Here is an 18,752-nt window from a genome sequence, read left to right on the forward strand (position 1 = left end):
CGCCTGTCTCCGCTTTTCCGTCAGGCCGGCCTGTAGGCGACGGCTTCGACCTCGATCTTGATGTCGATCATGAGCCGAGACTCCACCGTCGTGCGTGCCGGCGGGTCTTTCGGGAAATGCCGGGCATAGACGGTGTTGAAGATGCCGAAATCGCGCGCGTCCTCGAGCCAGACCGTGGTCTTGACCACGTCGTCCAGCGTGCAGCCGGCCAGCGCCAGTGCCGCCTTGATGTTCGACAGCACCTGTTCGGTCTGCTCGGCGATGCCGCCCTTGACCACCAGCCCGTCGCTGCCGACCGGCACCTGGCCGGAGACATAGACGAAATCGCCGGCCCTGACCGCCGGCGACAACGGCACATGGGATTTTCCGAAACACTGCTTGGGCAAGGAGGCCTCCTCTGGAAATCTTGCGTGACCGCCCTTATGCCTGCCACCGCGGTTCTCATCCAACATTTTGGAAGCTATATCGCTTTGCTGCGGGAGCGCCAGCTTGGTCACCACGCTCGGTGACCCTTCGCGCCCCCCTCTGTCCTGCCCTCTTTCCCACTACTTGGCATCTCCCCCACTAGGAGGGAGATTGGCCGTCATCACTGATTTCGCCAACCACCGACCTTGCAAAAGGTGCGCTGCCAGCGAAGCTGCCGATCTCCCCCCAAGTGGGGGGAGATGCCCGGCAGGGCAGAGGGGGGCGCTGTCCCGCCAGCGTCTTGACCCGCGACGCCAGCCCGCTCAGCGATCGATTCGCGTCGACAGGATGATCGACGACGACGTCCGCTCGACCCCGTCCATGGCGCCGATCTGGTCGAGAAGCGTGTCGAGATCCCTGATCGACGGCGCCTCGACGATGACGATCATGTCGAAATTGCCGCTCACCGAATGCAGCGTCCGCACCGGCGGGAGCGACTGCAGGCTGCGCACCACCTTGTCGGCAAGCTTGGGCGTGACGGTGAGCAGGACATGCGCCCGCACCAGTCCCTGTTCGTAATCCGGCGAAAGCCTGACGCCGTAGCCGGTGATGATGCCGCGCTGCTCCAGCCGCTCGATCCGGCTCTGCACCGTCGTCCGTGAGACGCCCAGCCGCCGCGCCAGTTCGGCGGTCGAGGCGCGTGCATTGATGCGCAGCAGGGAAAGCAGCGCCTGGTCGGCATCACTAAGCATTTCGACGAACCTTGCCGGCGTATTGGTCAAACAGAGACTGCGTTTTGCACAATCCTACTCTTCCTTTCGACAGGCAAGCTGCGATTCTAGCCGTCTATTTAACATTGGTGCGAGGGACCGGTCATGAAGGAAATCATCGTCGTCGGCGCCGGCAAGATCGGCTCGACCATAGCCGAGATGCTGGCTTCCACGGGCGACTATCATGTCACCCTCGCCGACCGCTCGGCCACACAGCTCGGCGCGGCCGAACTGCCGGCCGGCGTAGAGACGCTGGAACTCGACATCGAGGCCGTCGGCACCCTCGAAGCCGCCCTGGCCGGCAAGTTCGCGGTGCTCAGCGCTGCGCCCTTCCATCTGACCACGCGCATCGCCGAAGCGGCGGCCAGCGCCGGCGTGCACTATCTCGATCTGACAGAGGACGTCGTCAGCACCAGGCGCGTCAAGGAATTGGCGCTCCGGCAACAGCGCCTTCATCCCGCAATGCGGGCTGGCGCCGGGCTTCATCTCGATCGTCGCCAACGATCTCGCCAGCCGCTTCGACACGCTGGAAAGCGTGCGCATGCGGGTTGGCGCGCTGCCGCAATACCCGTCGAATGCGCTGAACTACAATCTGACCTGGAGCACCGACGGCGTCATCAACGAATATTGCGAGCCTTGTGAGGCGATCGTCGAAGGCGAGCTGGTCGAAGTGCCGCCGCTGGAGGAGCGTGAAGAATTCTCGCTCGACGGCGTCACCTACGAGGCATTCAACACCTCGGGCGGGCTGGGCACGCTGGCCGAAACGCTGAAAGGCAAGGTGCGGACGCTGAACTACCGCACCATCCGCTACCCCGGCCACGCCGCGATCATGAAGGCGCTGCTCAACGACCTCGGCCTGCGCCACCGCCGCGACGTGCTGAAGGACATTTTCGAAAGCGCCCTGCCGGCGACGCTGCAGGACGTCGTCATCGTCTTCGTCACCGTCAGCGGCCGCAAGAATGGCCGCCTGCTGCAGGAGACCTACGCCAACAAGATCTACGCCAGGCGTGTCGGCGATACGGTACGCAGCGCCATCCAGATCACCACTGCCTCCGCCATCTGCGCCGTGCTCGACATGCTGGCCGATGGCACCTTGCCGGCAAAGGGCTTCATCAAGCAGGAGGACATCGCGCTCGACGCCTTCCTGGCCAACCGCTTCGGCCGCGCCTACGCGCAGCACGAGATGGTTAGCCGACTGGCGGGTTGAGCTGCGTAATCTCCCCCCCTTGAGGGGGGAGATGTCGGCGAAGGCGACAGAGGGGGTCGCCTCGCGTAGAGCGCCAACCTCCGACTGTCGTAAGGGAGGTCGAATCCAGTCGAACCGACCCCCTCTGGCCTGCCGGCTATCTCGCCCTCAAGAGGAGAGATCACCCTGCCCTCAAATATGCACCGCCCGCCCGAGCGCCTTCAGCGCCGCTTCCTGAAAACCCTCCCCTTGCGTCGGGTGGGCGTGGATGGTGCCGGCAATGTCCTCCAGACGCGCGCCCATTTCCAGGGCCAGGCCGAAGGCCGTCGACAGTTCCGACACGCCTTGGCCGACCGCCTGGATGCCGAGCACCAGATGGTTGTCGGCGCGGGCAACGACCCGGACAAAGCCCTCCTCACCCATCTTCGTCATCGCCCGGCCATTGGCGGCGAAGGGGAACAATCCGACCTTGATTTCGCCGCCGAGCCCCTTTGCCTCCTCCGGCGACAGGCCTGCGGTGATCAGCTCCGGATCGGTGAAGCAGATAGCGGGAATGCAGCGTTTGTCCCAGCTGCACTTGTGGCCGGCGACGATCTCGGCGACCATTTCGCCTTGCGCCATCGCCCGGTGCGCCAGCATCGGCTCGCCGGTGACGTCGCCAACGGCAAAGATGCCGCGCATCGAGGTGCGGCACTGGTCGTCGATGCGGATGAATTTTCCCGCCATGTCGAGATCGATCTGCTCCAGCCCCCAGTCTTCGACCACCGGCTTGCGCCCGACGGTGACCAGAATCCTGTCGGCAACGATCTTGGCATTCTTGCCGTCCTTCGTCTCGACCAGCAGCGCATCGCCCTTGGTCGACAACCCCTTGGCCTTGGCGCCCACAAGCACCTCGATACCGAGCTCGGCGAGCCGCTTCACGACCGGCCGGGTCAGTTCGGCATCATATTGCGCCAGTACGCGCGGCAAAGCCTCGACCACGGTCACCCTGGCGCCCATCTTCGCGAAGGCGATGCCGAGCTCCAGCCCGATGTAGCCGCCACCGACGACGGCAAGCCTTTCCGGCACTTCGCTCAGCGCCAGCGCTTCGGTGGACGAGATCACCAGGCCACCGAAGGGCAGCGACGGCAATTCGACCGACGCCGAGCCCGTGGCGATCACCACCGTCTCGGCGCGGACCACCTGCATCCCGGTTTCGGTCTGGACCTCGACGGTCTTGCCGTCACGGAATTTCGCCCAGCCGTGCACGGTCTTGACCCCGGCCTTCTTCAACAGGCCGGCAACGCCGCTGTTAAGCCGGCTAACAATGCCGTCCTTCCAGGCGATGGTCGTTTCGAGATCAATCGATGGTGTTGCGATTGAAATGCCGAGCGGGCTCTTGCCGCCGGCCAAGTGCGACGCCTTTTCGAACTCTTCGGCCGCATGGATCAGCGCCTTGGACGGGATGCAGCCGACATTGAGACAGGTGCCGCCCGGTTTACCGAACTCGACGATAACCGTGTCGATGCCAAGCTGCCCGGCGCGGATGGCGCAGACATAGCCGCCGGGACCGGCGCCGATGACGAGCAGCTTGCAGGAGATTTCCTTCATCATGGCACCTTAGTTCGACGAGCCGGCGGGACAGCGCCCCCCTCTGTCATCTCCCCCTCAAGGGGGGAGATTGGCAGCTTTCGCGCTCGGCTTAGTCCTGCAAAGCTGGAGATTGGCGAAAGGCGGGATGACGGCCAATCTCCCCCCTTGAGGGGGAGATGCCCGGTAGGGCAGAGGGGGGCGCGAAGGATCGCTACTGCTCTCATCCTGCGCCCCTGCGATCCTCTGTTCATCTCCTCAATCCACAAAAATCAGCGCTGGCGTTTCCAGCAGCGTCTTGATCCGTTGAATGAACACCGCGACTTCCCAGCCGTCGATGACGCGGTGGTCGAAGCTGGAGGACAGGTTCATCATCTTGCGCGGGATGAACTGGGTGCCGTCCCACACCGGCCGCATCATCATCTTGTTGACGCCGAGGATCGCCACTTCCGGATGATTGATCACAGGCGTCGTCGCCACACCGCCCATGGCCCCGAGCGAAGTGATGGTGATGGTCGATCCAGAGAGCTCGTCGCGCGTCGCCGTGCCGGATTTTGCCGCCTCAGCCAGCCTGACAACCTCGGCTGCGCAATCCCAGATGTCGCGCGCCTCGGCGTGCTTGACCACCGGCACCACCAGCCCCGACGGGGTCTGCGCGGCGATGCCGATATGGACCCCGCCATGCTGGTGGATTATGCCCGCCTCGTCGTCGAACAGCGCGTTGAGGTTTGGCTGGTCGGCGATCGCCTTGACCATCGCCCGCATCAGAAACGGCAGCAGCGTCAGCTTCGGCCTGTCCGCGCCCGGCCGCTTCTCCTTGTTGAGCGCGGCGCGCAAATCCTCGAGCGCGGTGACGTCGATCTCTTCGACATAGGTGATGTGCGGGATGCGCGATTTGGCCAGCGTCATCTTCTCGGCGATCTTTCGCCTGAGCCCGACTATTTTGATATCCTCGACCGCCTCGTTGCGGACAAGCCCGGAGATCTTGGCGGGCCCGGGTCCGCGCGCCAGGAAAGCTTCGATGTCCTCATGCTGGATACGGCCGGCCGGGCCGCTCCCCACAATTTGCCGCAGGTCGATGCCGGCCTCTTTCGCCCTGAGGCGGACGGCCGGCGAGGCCAGCGGCTTTTCGCCCTCCGGACGCCGCGCGCCGGAGATCGGCGCAGTACCCCCGCCGGAGGGGAATTCCGTTGCCGGCTCACTTTCGCGCACAGAAGCGCTTCCTGACGGAGGTGGGACTGGTTTGGCGTCGGCCTTGGGAGCCGAAGCTCGTCCCCCTCCCCCTTGTGGGGGTCCGAAGGACGGGCGAGACCCGTGGCTCGCCCCGGCAAGGTTAGGGGTGGGGGTACGCTTGGCGCCCGCCTCAACGTCCCGTGGCGGCTTGACGTTACCCTCGCCGGCCACCTTCAGGCGCACGATGGGCGAGCCGATCGCCACCGTGTCGCCGATCTCCGCACCCAGCCAGAGGATCTCACCATCGACGGGCGAGGGAATCTCGACCGTTGCCTTGTCGGTCATCACAGCGGCCAGCACGGCGTCCTCACGCACGAGATCGCCGACCTTGACCTGCCATTCGACCAGCTCGGCCTCGGCGACGCCTTCACCGACATCGGGTAGCTTGATGACATATTCGCCCATCGTCTTCCCCCTCAGGCTTCCATCGTTTCGACGAGCGCGCGGCCTAGCCGCACAGGACCGGGAAAATAGTCCCACTCCTGCGCATGCGGATAGGGCGTGTCCCAGCCGGTGACCCGCGCCACCGGCGCCTCCAGATGGTGGAAGCAGTTCTCCTGAACCAGCGCCGAAAGTTCGGCGCCGAACCCCGATGTCAGCGTCGCCTCGTGCACGACCACGCAGCGCCCGGTCTTGCTGACCGAGGCGACGATCGTCTCGAGGTCGAGCGGCAGCAGCGTTCTCAGATCGATGATCTCGGCATCGATGCCGGTCTCCTCGGCCGCCGCCTGGGCGACATAGACCATCGTGCCGTAGGCAAGTACGGTGACCGCAGCGCCCTGTCTGCGGATCACCGCCTTGCCGAGCGGCACCGTGTAATGGCCGTCGGCGACTTCGCCAAGCTCGTGTTTCGACCATGGTGTTACCGGCCGCTCGTGATGACCGTCGAAGGGTCCGTTATAAAGCCGCTTCGGTTCCAGGAAGATCACTGGGTCGGGATCCTCTATCGCGGCGATCAGCAAGCCCTTGGCGTCATGCGGGTTCGAGGGCACCACGACTTTCAGCCCGGAGACGTGGGTGAACAGCGCCTCCGGGCTCTGGCTGTGGGTCTGGCCACCAAAAATGCCGCCGCCGGTGGGCATCCTGACCACGATCGGGCAGGTGAAGTCGCCGTTCGATCGATAGCGCAGCCGCGCCGCTTCCGAGACGATCTGGTCATAGGCCGGATAAACATAGTCGGCAAACTGCACCTCGACGCAAGGCTTCAGCCCGTAGGCGGCCATGCCGATGGCCGCGCCGACAATGCCGGATTCGCTGATCGGCGCATCGAAGCAGCGGCTCTTGCCGTATTTCGCCTGCAGGCCTTGCGTACAGCGGAAGACGCCGCCGAAGAAGCCGACATCTTCGCCGAAGACGATGACACGCTCGTCGCGCGCCATCGACACGTCCATGGCGTCGCGGATTGCCTCGATCATGGTCCGTCGCGGCATGGTTAGACTCCCGCCTGCTGGCGCTGGCGCCTGAGGTGCGGCGGCATCTCGGCATAGACGCCCTCGAACATATCGCGCGCCGAGGGCTTGCCGCCGGCATGCAGCGTGCCGTGGCGCTCGGCCTCCCGCTGCGCCGAAATCACCGTGTCGAGGATTTCCGCCTCGGCCTGGGCGTGGCGTTCGTCCGACCAGACGCCGCGCTGGATGAGGTGGTTCTTCAGCCTGACGATCGGGTCGCCGAGCGGCCACGCGTCGGACTCGGCCTTCGGCCGGTAGGCCGACGGGTCATCGGAGCTGGAATGGGCGCCGACGCGGTAAGTGACATATTCGACCAGCGTCGGCCCGAGATTGTTGCGCGCCCGCTCCGCCGCCCATTTGGCCACCGCATGGACGGCGAGATAGTCGTTGCCGTCGACGCGCAGCGACGGGATGCCGAAGCCCAGTCCGCGGGCAGCAAAAGTGCCGGAGCCGCCCCGGGCGATCCCCTGGAAGGTCGAAATCGCCCACTGGTTGTTGACGACGTTGAGCACGACCGGCGCCTTGTAGGTCGAGGCGAACACCAGCGCCGAATGGAAGTCGGACTCGGCGGTCGAGCCGTCGCCGATCCAGGCGGCGGCGATCTTCTGGTCATTGCTGATCGCCGAAGCCATCGCCCAGCCGACCGCCTGGATGTACTGCGTCGCCAGATTGCCGGAGATCGAGAAGAAGCCGTGCTCTTTCGACGAATACATGATCGGCAGCTGCCGGCCCTTCAGCGGATCGGCCTCGTTCGAATAGATCTGGTTCATCATCGTGACCATCGGATAGCCGTCGGCGATGAGCAGGCCGGCCTGCCGATAGGTCGGAAAATTCATGTCGCCCGGCGCCAGCGCCTTGCGGAAGGCGCAGCTCACCGCCTCTTCGCCGAGATGCTGCATGTAGAAGGAGGTCTTGCCCTGGCGCTGCGCCATCTGCATGCGCGCATCGAAGCTGCGCAGCGTCACCATATGGCGCAACCCTTCCAGCAGTTCCTCGTCGGAAAGCAGGCCGGCCCACGGCCCGACCGCCTCGCCGGCGCGGTTGAGCACACGAATGATCGAGAACGCCAGATCGCGGATGGTGCGCGGATCGACGTCGATCTCGGGGCGCGGCACCGAGCCGGCCTTGGGGATGGTCACGTCTGAAAAATCCGGCGTGCCGCCCGGCCGCACCTCCGGCTCCGGAACATGGAAGCGCAACATTCCGGCATCGGCCATGATCTCGGTCCTCCACTGTTGCCCGGCGCGATATTTGCACACCGCCGGACCAGTGCCAATTCGTCGGGCAGGGCTTCGGTCCTTCGGCTCCCGCCGATGCAGCCTGCCGCGCACAAGATGAAGATGTGTCTGCGAAATTTCTTGTCGATGTTGGACGGCAGCACGCAACTTAGCAGAAATTTGCCGACGATTGCCGCAACAGACGATATGTCCCGGGGTGAGCTTGCCTTTGACGAGCCCGCACATCCAGCGATTCAAGTTGCGCCTACCATTCAGGACCTTATCCTGACGGCATCGTTGTAAGAGAGGCGGGAATGCAAGGCAGATCGAGGGCCGTCGTCGCGTTGGCGATTGTAGCTTTTCTGGTTGGATCCGGTCGACCAGCTTTCGCTCAGTCGGACGATTGCATCGGCACGTACTATCGCACGAGGGATGCTGCCTGCATTGACCGGCTTATCACAACCTTGGATCAAGCTCCGTCCAGCGCTGAAAACGGAACGATAACCGGGTTTTTCGCTGCATTGTTCGACGGCTCGCCGGAGATGCGACGAAAACTGCTGGATGGCGTGCCCTCCGATCGCGCGGCTGACCTTTATCTGGCCGCTCTGCACAAGGCTGGTCTCACGGACGAAGCGCGGCGTTTCGCGTCGAGCCGAAAGCTGGAGGATGCAGCATCCCCCGGTGCCATGCCTTTGAAAACGTTGACACCCCTCTTTGTCCCGTTGGACAATGATCTGCTGCTTGGCGCCTATATGGCGACAGGAGACTTGTCCTACATAGATCATATTCTGGGAGATCATATTCTGGGAAATCTTCGAACCAGCCGTGACGGCATCGCGGCGGACGCAATCTGCATCGGCCTTGTTATGGGGAAATTCGCGGGTGCGGTGGCTCCAGGTCGCCCCGAGAATATCATGATTGTCGCTGCATGCCGGAAATATGGGTGCCCCAAGAGCCAGGCATCAAAAGACATGATGCGTGTGATGACGGTGGCATCGGCTGTATGGGCTATACGGTCGCTGGCGAAGAATGACGTTGCAATCAAACAGGAACTCGATCGCTTTTTCCAAAACGACTCGCGTTTGGCCGCCATTTTCGGAAGAGAGCAGAACGCCTTCACAAATTATCTGGCCTCAGTGACTTTGTGGTCGGTCGAGAAAGGCAAATCGCTTGACACGGCAATGACGGACTATGAACGCCTCGGTGCTGCCGATACTTCGTTCAAGCCTGATAGCATCCTGCAATCCCCCGAGGACAAGAACTAGCAGGCCGGCGCCTGTGGTTCACCCGGAGCTCTCGCCATGCTAACCACAACACCATGGCACAGAAGAAAGCATACGAGGTCGATTCATGGCTCGCGAAGCCGGATCCGCGCGTCTCGATCGTGCTGCTTTACGGTCCCGATCGCGGGCTGGTCGCCGAGCGGGCAAAGGCCTTTGCCGCCAGGACCGGCCTGCCGCTCGACGATCCGTTCTCGGTGGTCAGGCTGGACGGATCGGAGGTCGATCGCGACGAGGGCCGCCTGCTCGACGAGGCGCACACCGTGCCGATGTTTTCGGAGCGGCGCCTGCTATGGGTGCGCAATGCCGGCGCTCAGAAGGCGCTTGCCGACGACGTCAGGGCGCTGACCGCCGAGCCGCCGCGCGATGCCATTATCCTGATCGAGGCCGGTGACCTGAAGAAGGGCGTCGGCCTGCGCGGCGTGGTGGAGGCGGCGGACAATGCCATGGCTCTGCCTTGCTACGCCGATGAGGCCAGGGACATTGACACGGTCATCGACGACGAACTGCGCAAGGCTGGCATGTCGATGACGCTGGAGGCGCGGCAGGCGCTGCGCCGCAACCTTGGCGGCGACCGGCTGGCCTCGCGCGGCGAGATCGAAAAGCTGGTGCTTTATGCGCATGGCCAGGCCGAAATCGGCCTCGACGACGTCAAGGCGACATCCGGCGATGTCTCCGGCCTCTCCTTCGATGCGGCCGTCGACGCCCTGCTCGAAGGCAGGATCGCCGACTTCGACAGCGCCTTCACCCGCCATTGCCAGTCTGGCGGCCAGCCCTTCCTGGTGCTTTCATCGGCGATGCGGCAGTTGCAGACGATCCAGGCGATGCGCGGCCTGATGGACGCCGGCGGCCGCAATGCCGCTTCGGTCGTAGCCGCGGCGCGCCCGCCGGTGTTTTTCTCCAGGCGCAAGCTGGTCGAGAAAGCCCTCGAACGCTGGAGCAGCGAGGCGCTCGGCCGCGCCCTGACCCGCTTGCAGACGGCGGTGCTGCAAACGCGCCGGCGGCCCGATCTGTCGATCGCGCTGGCACGCCAGGCGCTGCTCGGCATTGCCGTGGAAAGCGCAAGGCTGGCGCAGAGGTAAGCTCGCTTCGAGCAGATGGCAGCTTCAACTCAGTCGGAGACGACAATCATTGAGGCTGGCGCCGCCCCTCATGCCCTACCGGGCATTTCTCCCCGTAAACGGGGAGAAAGAAGCCGGCCGCAACGCCGGCACCTTCTTGCAATGCTGGAGATCGGCAAAACCGTCGAAGACAGCGCCCTTCTCCCCGTCACTATACGGGGAGAAGATGCCGGCAGGCAGATGAGGGGCGGCGCCAACACCCCGAACAGGAGCGAATTCTTGTCAGAACGGCAGTCGATTCACGAGTAGTTTGCCGGCTAAGGTACCGGGCCATACCTACTCCCGCTTCAGCCTTCGGCAAAGCTCGTCAAGCTGCTCCAGCGTCCGGTAGGCGACGCTGATCACGCCGCCGCGCTGGTTGTGCTCGATCGTAACGATCATGCCGATCGTACTGGTCATCTGCCGCTCCAGCGCCAGTGTGTCGGCATCCTTTTGCGGCGGTGCGGCGGGTTGGCGTTTTGCCGCCGGCGCGCCGACCGGCATCTGCGCCAGCGCCTCGGCCTGGCGCACCGAAAGCCCCTCATCGATGATCCGCTTGGCGAGCCCGGCCGGGTCGTCGGCCGTCACCAAGGTACGGGCGTGGCCGGCCGACAGCGCCCCATCGACCAGCATGTCGCGAATGACGTCGGGCAGCTTGAGCAGCCTCAGCGTGTTGGCGACATGGCTGCGGCTCTTGCCGATCACCTGGCCGAGATCGGCCTGGGTATAGCCGTGGTCGTCGATCAGCTGCTGGTAGCCCAGCGCTTCCTCGACCGGGTTGAGGTCGGTGCGCTGGACGTTTTCGATGATCGCCAGTTCGAGCGCCGTGCGATCGTTGACATCGCGCACAATGATCGGGATTTCGGTCAGCCCGGCGCGTTGCGCCGCACGCCAACGACGCTCGCCGGCGATAATCTCGTAGCGGCCCGTTTGGGTTTTCGACGGCCGCGCCACCACCGGCTGCACCACGCCGTGTTCGCGGATCGACTGGGCGAGGTCGGTCAGGTCGGCGTCGCCAAAATGCCGCCGCGGGTTTTTCGGGTTAGGGCTGAGGAACTCGATCGGCACCTTGCCGTCGGCCGCCAGCCCCGGCTTTTCCGGTGCCGCCGGGCGATCGATTTCGCCGATCAGGGCCGCCAATCCCCGGCCCAGTCTCTTTCTCGAAGGGTCTTCGTTCATCGTCCGTCCAGATCGTTTCGGTATCGAATCGCTTGTTGGCTACTGTTAGGCGGCACGCAATTTGCGCTCGCGGCGGATCACTTCGGAAGCAAGCTGCAGATAGGCCTGGCTGCCCGAGCATTTGAGGTCGTAGAGAATCGCCGGCTTGCCATAGGACGGCGCCTCGGAAACGCGGACATTGCGCGGGATGACGGTTTCATAGACCTTGTCGCCCATATGCGCCCGTACATCCTGCACCACCTGGTTGGCGAGATTGTTGCGCCCGTCGAACATCGTCAGCACTATGCCCTGGATCGTCAGATCGGGGTTGATCGAACGGCGCACCTGCTCGACCGTCTCCAACAGCTGGCTCAGGCCCTCCAGCGCGAAGAATTCACACTGCAGCGGTACCAGCACCGAATCGGCCGCAGCCATCGAATTCAGCGTCAGCAGATTGAGCGAGGGCGGGCAGTCGATCAGCACATAGCCGAAATTGGCCGAGCGCTCGGCCGAAGCCCGCAGCGCGTTGCGCAGCCGCAGCACCCGGTCCGGCGCCGAGGCGATTTCCATCTCGATGCCGAGCAGATCGAGCGTCGACGGCACGATCGACAGGCCGGGCACCGCCGTCGGGATCGCCGCCGCTTCCAGGTCGAGTTCGCCGGTCAGCACATCATAGGACGAGACGGTGCGGTCGCGCCGGTCGATGCCAAGCCCGGTGCTGGCGTTGCCCTGCGGGTCGAGATCGACGATCAGCACCTGTTCGCCTATAGCGGCCAGCGCGGTGGCCAGATTGATGGCCGTCGTCGTCTTGCCGACGCCGCCCTTCTGGTTGGCGACGGTGATGATTCGGGGGCCGTTCTTCATCATGGGTCTATGCCAGAAATTCATTCGGGGTCGCCGGTCACTAGCCAGGGTGCTGTCGCAAGTCGGATATTTCGAGAACGACGCCCTGCGCGTCGGTTACACTGGCATGTTCTACCAGATCGAAAGACCATCGTTGAGCGCTTTCTGCCACTTCGGCGCGGTAATCCCGGCCTTTGTGAAACAGGCCGCGCGCGCCCTTCGTAAGCCACGGCGCCGCCAGGTGGAGCAGGGCCGGCAGCGAGGCGAGCGCCCTGGCCGTGACGATTTGCGGTGCAGGAACAAGAGGATAGCTGTCGTCTATGCGTCGCGCGATGACCTTGGCAGGCAGGCTGAACTGTCCGACGACCGCTTGCAGGAACGATGCTTTTTTCCGATTGCTTTCAACCAGGTCGATGCTGGCCCCTTCACGCTCGACCAGTAGAAAGGCCAGCACAAGCCCGGGAAAACCGCCGCCGGAGCCGAGATCGACCCAGCGCTTCGCGTCTGGTTTGATTCGCGCCAGTTGCGCGCTGTCGAGGATGTGGCGGCGCCAGACATCGTCCTGCGTCGATTGCGCGGCCAGATTGATCCGGCGATTCCATTTCTGGAAGACGGCCTCGAACTCGACCAGACGATCGAATGTTTCACGTGAAACCGGGCCTGCTGCCTGTTGCAGGTTCGCCCAGGACGCAGCGCTCACGCGACCTGCTTTCGCGCGGCCGCCTCGGCGTTGCGGACATGCGCGACGATAATCGCCAGCGCCGCCGGCGTCATGCCTTCCATACGCTGCGCGTCAGCGATGGAACGCGGCTGGCGTGCCAGCATCTTTTGCTTCAGCTCATTGGACAGGCCGGGAACAGAAGCAAAGTCGAGCGACTCGGGAATAAGCCGGCTCTCCTCAAGCCTGATCTGCGAGACGTCCGCCTGCTGGCGGTCGAGATAGACGGAATATTTGGCTTCCGTTTCAAGACGTTCGGCCGTTTTGGCGTCGATTGCTCCAAAAGCAGGTTCGATGCGCCCCAGCCAGGCGATGTCGACACCGGGATAGGCCAGCAACTCATAGGCCGAGCGGCGTACGCCGTCCCGGTTGATCTCGAGCCCATGGCGCGCCGCCTCATTCGGGGTCATCGTGGTGCCGAGGGCGAGCTGCCGCGCCTTATCAAGGTCTTGCACGACAGTGTTGAACCGTTGCGTTCGCTCCGGCGAGGCGATCCCCAGTCTCATCGCCAGCGGCGTCAGCCGCTCATCGGCATTGTCCGCACGCAGCGACAGCCGGAACTCGGCCCGCGAGGTGAACATGCGGTAGGGCTCGGCGATGCCGCGGCTGGTCAAGTCGTCGACCATCACGCCGATATAGGCTTCGGTGCGGCTTAGCACGATTTCATCGCTCGCCGACGCCTTGCGCGCTGCATTCAAGCCGGCAAGCAGCCCTTGCGCGCCAGCCTCCTCGTAGCCGGTGGTTCCGTTGATCTGGCCGGCGAGGTAAAGCCCGGCGATCCGCTTGGTTTCCAGCGTCGACTTGAGTTCGCGTGGGTCGACATGGTCATATTCGATGGCATAGCCGGGCTGCAGCATCGTTGCCCGCTCCAGCCCCGGAATGGTTTTCAGGATGTCGAGCTGTACGTCCTCGGGCAGGGAGGTCGAGATGCCGTTCGGGTACACCGTGTCGTCGTCGAGCCCTTCTGGCTCCAGAAAAATCTGGTGGCCTTCGCGGTCACCGAACTTGACGATCTTGTCTTCGATGGACGGGCAATAACGCGGCCCGACGCCTTCGATTGACCCCGAATACATAGCCGAGCGGCCAAGATTGGCGCGAATCAGCTCATGCGTGACATTGGTCGTGCGCGTAATCCCGCAATGGATCTGCGGGTTTTCGATGCGGTCGGTGAGCAGCGAGAACGGCACGGGATCTTCATCCGCCGCCTGGCTCTCAAGCGACGCCCAATCGATCGTCCTGCCGTCCAGCCGCGGCGGCGTGCCGGTCTTCAGCCGCCCGAGCCTGAAGCCGGCGCGGCTCATCGTCGCCGACAGGCCGATGCTCGCTTGCTCGTTCATGCGGCCGGCGACGATTTTCTTCTCGCCAATATGAATCAGCCCGCGCAGAAAGGTGCCGGTCGTCAGCACCACGGCGCCACAGGCGAGCCTGCTTCCATCCGCCAGCAGCACCGCCGCGATGCGCCCATCGTCGATTTCCCCGTCATTGATGTCGAAGTCCAGCACCTCGCCTTCAATGACATCGAGGCCGGCCTGCTGCCGGATTGCCGCCTGCATGGCGAGCCGATAGAGCTTCCTGTCGGCTTGCGTCCGCGGACCGCGGACCGCTGGCCCCTTGCGACGGTTGAGCAGACGGAACTGGATGCCGGCCGCATCGGCGACGCGCCCCATCAGCCCGTCCATGGCATCGATCTCGCGAACCAGATGGCCTTTGCCGAGGCCGCCAATCGCCGGGTTGCAGGACATCACACCGATCGTGTCGAAGCGCAGCGTCACCAGCGCGGTTCTGGCGCCGGCACGCGCGGCAGCACTGGCCGCCTCGCACCCAGCATGGCCGCCACCCACCACAACCACATCATAGCGATTGGTCATCTGTATCTTCCGGTTCGAATCTGCCGACACATGTGCCCGCCGGGACGAGCTGTCAAGAACAGAGAGGCTTCAGGCGCATAACTGCGCTGACCATTGCAGATAGAGAACGCCCGGCGCTGCCCTGTCTGCCTTCTCCCTTTGTGGGAGAAGGTGGATTGGCGCGCAGCGCCAAGACGGTTGAGGGGTGCTGGACGGATCACCGTCGGTGCCAAGCTGGAACACCGCTCATCCAACCGAACTTCGCTTGGCCACCTTCTCCCACACGGGGAGAAGGCGAGAGCCGCACTAACCCCTCAACCTGCAGCACCTGCGACATTTGCACAGCGAATCGTTTCACGTGAAACAATGCCCTCCACTGACCGCCCAGCGTTTCACGTGAATCACTGGGGCGTATTCTTCCCAATGTTTCACGTGAGTCACTTGCCGATACAGAATTGCGAAAAGATCACGTCGAGCATATCCTCGACATCGACCGCGCCGACGATCCGTCCGAGCCGATCCGCCGCCAGGCGCAGTTCCTCGGCGCGCAATTCCTGTCCGCGGTCACTACTTGCCGCTGCCGCAAGCAGGAAGCGTTTTGTCTCATTGAGCAGCTCGACGTGCCGCAGCCGCGACGGCAGGATATCGCCGGCCTGGCCGATCTGCGCTGCGGCGTGCCGCCCGATCTCGTCCAGCAATTCGGCCACTCCCGTGCCGTCCTGCGTCGAGATAGCGATATCGCAGTGCGCCGCGGGCGAGGGTGATTCGCCCCTCAGAAGATCAACCTTCGTTCCGACCCTCAGCGCCGGAATGGCGCCCGGCAGCACACCGATCGCCATTGGCTCAGCCATATCCTCAAGCAGCAACAGCAGGTCCGCACTGTGCGCCTTGGCCCTGGCCTTCTCGATGCCGATCGCCTCGATCTTGCCGGGCGCCTCGCGCAGACCGGCGGTGTCGGTTACCCGGACCCGCACCCCTTCGAGGTCCAGCACCACCTCCAGCAGGTCGCGGGTCGTGCCCGGCTCATCGGTGACGATCGCCGCCTCGCGCCGCGCCAGAGCGTTGAACAGGCTGGATTTGCCGGCATTCGGCGCACCGAGGATGACGACTTCGAACCCGTCGCGAATGATTTCGGCAGCGCGGAAGCCGGCGACATGGCGCTCGATCTCGGCGATCATGGCCCGCACGTCGGACCAGACTGTGTCGGCGACCGAACCCGGCACGTCGTCCTCGTCGGCAAAATCGATCTCGGCCTCGATCATCGCGCGGGCGTGGAGCAGCCGTCGGCGCCAGCCCAGATAGAGTTCGCTCTGCACGCCTTCGGCATTGTGCACGGCAAAGCGCCGCTGCGCCTCGGTTTCGGCATTGATGAGATCGGCCAGCGCCTCGGTTTCGACCAGATCGAGCTTGCCGTTGACAAAGGCGCGGCGGGTGAATTCACCCGGCTCGGCATGCCTGACGCCGTCGAAGGAGGTGATCGTTTCCAGCATCTTCGCCACGACGGCGCGTCCGCCATGCACATGGAACTCGGCAACGTCCTCGCCGGTAAAACTGTCGGGACCGGCAAAGAAGACGACCAGGCCGCTGTCCAGCACCGATCCGTCCGGCGCCCGTAACTTGCGATAGCTAGCAACGCGGTTCGGCACGGCCGATCCGGCAATCGTTTCGACTACGAATCGACTCTGCGGCCCCGAAATTCGGATCACCGCAATGCCGCCCGGCAGGCGCCCGCTCGACAGTGCCACGATGGAGTCTTTTGAAATCATTTGCCCGCTCTGCCGAAGCGCCCTAGCTATGCCTGTTCAATCCACCATCGAGTTGCGCCGTGACATTGCCTGCACAAAACCTGCTTGCCGAAGAGGCCAGTCCCTATCTGCAGCAGCACAGCGGCAATCCGGTGCACTGGCGGCCATGGTCGCCTGCCGCTCTGGCCGAAGCACAGGCGCTGCAGCGTCCGATCCTGCTGTCAGTCGGCTACGCTGCCTGCCACTGGTGCCACGTCATGGCGCATGAGAGCTTCGAGAACGACGGCGTCGCCGCCGTCATGAACCGTCTCTTCGTCAATATCAAGGTCGACCGCGAGGAGCGCCCCGACATCGACCAGATCTACATGGCGGCGCTGTCCTCGATGGGCGAGCAGGGCGGATGGCCGCTGACCATGTTCCTGACGCCGGACGGCAAGCCGTTCTGGGGCGGCACATACTTCCCTCGCGAAGCCCGCTACGGGCGCCCGGGCTTCGTCCAGGTGCTGGAGGCGGTCGACAAGGCTTGGCGGGAGAAGAAAGAAAGCGTTAACCAAAGCGCCGACGGTTTGACTACGCATGTCGAGGCGCGGCTGGCGGGCAGCCATGCCAAGGCCGTACTCGACAGCGACACGCTAGCGAAGCTCGCCAACGGCATTGACGGCATGATCGACCGCGAGCTGGGCGGCCTGCGCGGCGCACCCAAATTCCCCAACGCGCCGTTCATGCAGAGCCTCTGGCTGTCCTGGCTGCGCGACAGCACCGCAGCCCATCGTGACGCCGTTCTCCTCAGCCTCGAAAAGATGCTGGCCGGCGGCATCTACGACCATGTCGGCGGTGGCCTCAGTCGCTACTCGACCGACGCCGAATGGCTGGTGCCGCATTTCGAAAAGATGCTCTACGACAATGCCCAACTCGTCCGGCTGTGCAATTGGGCCTACGCGTCAACTGGCAAGGAATTGTTCCGGTTGCGAATCGAAGAAACGATTGCCTGGCTGTTGCGCGAAATGCGGGTCGAGGGCGGTGCCTTCGCTGCCAGTCTCGATGCCGACAGCGAAGGGGAAGAAGGGCTGTTCTATACCTGGAGCAAGGATGAGGTCGAGCTTGCCCTTGATGACGAATCAGCATTGTTTTTCAACTACTTCACACTTGCCGACCCGCATGGCTGGGAGGGCAAGCCGATCATCCGCCAGACAGAAGCCCAGCAGACGCAAAGTGTGATCGACCGCCAACAGCTCGTCCCTCTGAAAGAAAAATTGCTCGCGGCGAGGTCACAGCGCATCCGGCCAGGGCGTGACGGCAAGGCCCTGACCGACTGGAACGGCTTGATGATCGCAGCCCTTGCCGAGGCCGGGCGATCGCTTGGCCGATCCGACTGGATCGAAGCGGCGGCAGCGGGCTTTGCCGCCATTGCGGGCGCCGGACGTGACGGCCGCCTGCCGCATTCGATGCTCGGCGCAAAGAGGCTGTTCCCGGCCCTGTCGAGCGACTATGCCGCCATGACCAATGCGGCGGTCTCGCTGTTCGAGGCGACCGGCAATCCCGACTATATCGATCGCGCCAAGAACTTCATTGAGCAACTCGATCTCTGGCACCGGGACAGCGACAAGACCGGCTACTATCTGACCGCGTCGGACAGCACGGATGTGCCGATCCGCATCCGCGGCGATGTCGACGAGGCCATTCCTTCCGCCACCGGGCAGATCATCGAAGCCATGGTCCGATTGTCGTCGCTGACCGGCGATCTCGATCTCTGGGAAAAAGCCTGGACAGTCGCCGAGCACGCGGCCGGGCGGGCGGAGCACCAGGGCCATGGCCAGGCGGGAATCGTCAATGCCTGTGCCCTGGCGCTCGAACCGCTGAAACTGGTGATCGTGGATGATTTGGCGAACCCGCAGCTCGTTCCGGTAGCGAATCGATCACCGGATCCACGAAGGGTTGACATTGTCGTGGCAACCCGCTCGGCAATAAACCTGCCGGCCCTACCAGGCGGCATTCTGCCGCCAACAGATAGGCCAGGCGCCTGGCTGTGCACCGGGCAGGTTTGCCTGCCGGTGGTAACGGAAGCCGAGGAACTTGAGCGGCATTTGCGGCGGTGATGGACCTGGCGCGACCCCTCCTTCTCCCCTCTGTGGGCCTGTTGCGTAATTCGCTGATTGTGATTCTCTGAGGTGGACGGTCTGAGGGAATCGCGATGGCAGTGAAGCAGACGGGCCAGTTGAGCTTGGCGGAGGCT

At 63.9% G+C, this 18,752-nt stretch carries 14 protein-coding genes and 1 pseudogene; 4 read left to right on the forward strand and 11 right to left on the reverse strand.

All coding sequences use genetic code 11. The features are described 5' to 3' along the window. Window positions 1-20 precede the first annotated feature (20 nt). Window positions 21-386: a RidA family protein gene (locus tag NKH89_RS24870; RefSeq protein WP_023718738.1), complete on the reverse strand. Its 366-nt coding sequence runs from the start codon at window positions 384-386 to the stop codon at window positions 21-23. 342 nt (window positions 387-728) lie between these two features. Beyond that, window positions 729-1,157 carry an Lrp/AsnC family transcriptional regulator gene (locus NKH89_RS24875; protein WP_023718739.1) on the reverse strand — a complete coding sequence of 143 codons (429 nt, stop codon included), beginning with the start codon at window positions 1,155-1,157 and terminating at the stop codon, window positions 729-731. 123 nt (window positions 1,158-1,280) lie between these two features. On the opposite strand from NKH89_RS24875, the pseudogene NKH89_RS24880 reads away from it, so the two are divergent. Beyond that, window positions 1,281-2,382, forward strand: a pseudogene (locus NKH89_RS24880) (saccharopine dehydrogenase family protein). A gap of 171 nt (window positions 2,383-2,553) precedes the next feature. Here the strand turns inward: NKH89_RS24880 and lpdA are convergent. The 4 genes from lpdA to NKH89_RS24900 all read right to left on the reverse strand — a co-directional run bounded on the left by lpdA (window position 2,554) and on the right by NKH89_RS24900 (window position 7,828). Beyond that, on the reverse strand, window positions 2,554-3,951 hold the full coding sequence (lpdA, locus tag NKH89_RS24885; protein WP_023718741.1) for a dihydrolipoyl dehydrogenase: 1,398 nt from the start codon (window positions 3,949-3,951) through the stop codon (window positions 2,554-2,556). Window positions 3,952-4,188: 237 nt separating this feature from the next. After that, complete coding sequence (locus NKH89_RS24890) at window positions 4,189-5,568, reverse strand: dihydrolipoamide acetyltransferase family protein (RefSeq protein ID WP_023718742.1); 1,380 nt, start codon at window positions 5,566-5,568, stop codon at window positions 4,189-4,191. 11 nt (window positions 5,569-5,579) lie between these two features. Then, the gene (locus tag NKH89_RS24895) at window positions 5,580-6,593 is read right to left on the reverse strand and encodes an alpha-ketoacid dehydrogenase subunit beta (protein WP_352496005.1); all 1,014 of its coding nucleotides are present in this window, start codon (window positions 6,591-6,593) and stop codon (window positions 5,580-5,582) included. A gap of 2 nt (window positions 6,594-6,595) precedes the next feature. Further along, complete coding sequence (locus NKH89_RS24900; RefSeq protein WP_023718744.1) at window positions 6,596-7,828, reverse strand: 3-methyl-2-oxobutanoate dehydrogenase (2-methylpropanoyl-transferring) subunit alpha; 1,233 nt, start codon at window positions 7,826-7,828, stop codon at window positions 6,596-6,598. Between the two features lie 314 nt (window positions 7,829-8,142). Here NKH89_RS24900 and NKH89_RS24905 point away from each other — a divergent pair, with 314 nt between their 5' ends. Next, window positions 8,143-9,093, forward strand: coding sequence for a hypothetical protein (locus NKH89_RS24905; protein ID WP_352496006.1), 951 nt, complete (start codon window positions 8,143-8,145; stop codon window positions 9,091-9,093). Window positions 9,094-9,146: 53 nt separating this feature from the next. Further along, entirely contained in the window at window positions 9,147-10,190 is a 1,044-nt protein-coding gene (gene holA, locus NKH89_RS24910) for a DNA polymerase III subunit delta (protein WP_023718747.1), read from the forward strand. 315 nt (window positions 10,191-10,505) lie between these two features. Here holA and NKH89_RS24915 read toward each other — a convergent pair whose 3' ends face one another. From NKH89_RS24915 to mnmE, 5 genes are all read right to left on the reverse strand, one after another. Next, on the reverse strand, window positions 10,506-11,387 hold the full coding sequence (locus NKH89_RS24915) for a ParB/RepB/Spo0J family partition protein (protein ID WP_023718749.1): 882 nt from the start codon (window positions 11,385-11,387) through the stop codon (window positions 10,506-10,508). 45 nt (window positions 11,388-11,432) lie between these two features. Then, window positions 11,433-12,233 carry a ParA family protein gene (locus NKH89_RS24920; RefSeq protein ID WP_084642633.1) on the reverse strand — a complete coding sequence of 267 codons (801 nt, stop codon included), beginning with the start codon at window positions 12,231-12,233 and terminating at the stop codon, window positions 11,433-11,435. Window positions 12,234-12,270: 37 nt separating this feature from the next. Next, entirely contained in the window at window positions 12,271-12,909 is a 639-nt protein-coding gene (gene rsmG / locus NKH89_RS24925) for a 16S rRNA (guanine(527)-N(7))-methyltransferase RsmG (protein WP_023718751.1), read from the reverse strand. Continuing rightward, window positions 12,906-14,795 carry a tRNA uridine-5-carboxymethylaminomethyl(34) synthesis enzyme MnmG gene (mnmG, locus tag NKH89_RS24930; RefSeq protein ID WP_352910403.1) on the reverse strand — a complete coding sequence of 630 codons (1,890 nt, stop codon included), beginning with the start codon at window positions 14,793-14,795 and terminating at the stop codon, window positions 12,906-12,908. Before mnmG ends, rsmG begins: the two co-directional genes overlap by 4 nt. Window positions 14,796-15,211: 416 nt before the next feature. Beyond that, on the reverse strand, window positions 15,212-16,540 hold the full coding sequence (gene mnmE / locus NKH89_RS24935; RefSeq protein WP_352910406.1) for a tRNA uridine-5-carboxymethylaminomethyl(34) synthesis GTPase MnmE: 1,329 nt from the start codon (window positions 16,538-16,540) through the stop codon (window positions 15,212-15,214). 59 nt (window positions 16,541-16,599) lie between these two features. Between mnmE and NKH89_RS24940 the strand changes: the two genes are divergently transcribed. After that, window positions 16,600-18,615: a thioredoxin domain-containing protein gene (locus tag NKH89_RS24940; protein WP_352496011.1), complete on the forward strand. Its 2,016-nt coding sequence runs from the start codon at window positions 16,600-16,602 to the stop codon at window positions 18,613-18,615. The last annotated feature ends 137 nt before the right edge of the window (window positions 18,616-18,752 follow it).

The organism is Mesorhizobium sp. M0923 (assembly GCF_040319365.1).
In the GTDB taxonomy this organism is placed as follows: domain Bacteria; phylum Pseudomonadota; class Alphaproteobacteria; order Rhizobiales; family Rhizobiaceae; genus Mesorhizobium.

Bases quoted from the DNA above. Each gene is read 5' to 3' on its own strand.
- NKH89_RS24890 (WP_023718742.1), bottom strand. From the start codon at position 5,568: ATGGGCGAATATGTCATCAAGCTACCCGATGTCGGTGAAGGCGTCGCC.
- mnmE (WP_352910406.1), bottom strand. From the start codon at position 16,540: ATGATTTCAAAAGACTCCATCGTGGCACTGTCGAGCGGGCGCCTGCCG.
- NKH89_RS24905 (WP_352496006.1), top strand. From the start codon at position 8,143: ATGCAAGGCAGATCGAGGGCCGTCGTCGCGTTGGCGATTGTAGCTTTT.
- NKH89_RS24895 (WP_352496005.1), bottom strand. From the start codon at position 6,593: ATGCCGCGACGGACCATGATCGAGGCAATCCGCGACGCCATGGACGTG.
- NKH89_RS24915 (WP_023718749.1), bottom strand. From the start codon at position 11,387: ATGAACGAAGACCCTTCGAGAAAGAGACTGGGCCGGGGATTGGCGGCC.
- NKH89_RS24900 (WP_023718744.1), bottom strand. From the start codon at position 7,828: ATGGCCGATGCCGGAATGTTGCGCTTCCATGTTCCGGAGCCGGAGGTG.
- mnmG (WP_352910403.1), bottom strand. From the start codon at position 14,795: ATGACCAATCGCTATGATGTGGTTGTGGTGGGTGGCGGCCATGCTGGG.
- holA (WP_023718747.1), top strand. From the start codon at position 9,147: ATGGCACAGAAGAAAGCATACGAGGTCGATTCATGGCTCGCGAAGCCG.
- NKH89_RS24875 (WP_023718739.1), bottom strand. From the start codon at position 1,157: ATGCTTAGTGATGCCGACCAGGCGCTGCTTTCCCTGCTGCGCATCAAT.
- NKH89_RS24920 (WP_084642633.1), bottom strand. From the start codon at position 12,233: ATGATGAAGAACGGCCCCCGAATCATCACCGTCGCCAACCAGAAGGGC.
- lpdA (WP_023718741.1), bottom strand. From the start codon at position 3,951: ATGAAGGAAATCTCCTGCAAGCTGCTCGTCATCGGCGCCGGTCCCGGC.